Origin of the sequence: Cryobacterium sp. MLB-32 (genome assembly GCF_000738085.1) — a bacterium.
Lineage (GTDB): Bacteria > Actinomycetota > Actinomycetes > Actinomycetales > Microbacteriaceae > Cryobacterium.
The window spans coordinates 1-552 of the sequence record NZ_JPRS01000706.1; the positions used below are offsets into that span (position 1 = coordinate 1).

Genomic DNA, 552 nt, shown 5'->3' on the forward strand with positions numbered 1-552 from the left:
AACTGAATACCGCGCCCGCGCCTCACGTGCGAGATCATTGGGATCAGGAAAATCTATTAGAGCTTTCAAGCCATCTACGGCAGCACTCCACTTTTCCTCAGGTCCGTCGCCCTTGACCAACCATCCCGCCTTGGCAAACTCCGTACAGGCCCATGAGAGATTGACGATCCCCCTCTGCTGGCCGCCAGGGAAAACCACCTGTTCATACTGATCGAGCGGATGCTCGGCCATAACTCTTGCGAATACGCCACCGTTATTCGAACCACCGGGAAGTCCCATTGGGTTATCTCGAAGGAGCCTTAATACGGTCTGAGCACGTAGCGCCCGATTCTCACTGGCAGTCATGGGTCCACTCGCTGAGCATCATCACAGAACCGGGCGAGAAATTTGCGGTCCCGCTCGCAACAAGTTCGTCGAGGAGAATGAATACGCGCGCGAATCCCTTCGCGGTTCCTCTTGCAGGTGCCGGATTCTGCGCTGGGCAAACTACGTTGTTGCTCACCTACAAAGTCTCGCAGCTCCACTTCAAATTTGACATCCTGTCCGTCGAGT

Annotated in this window: 1 pseudogene; it reads right to left on the minus strand. The window is 55.3% G+C overall.

Annotation, left to right across the window (positions count from 1 at the left end):
- Positions 1-231 (minus strand): annotated as a pseudogene (locus JF66_RS24850) (hypothetical protein); the annotation flags it as partial.
- Positions 232-552: the final 321 nt, after the last annotated feature.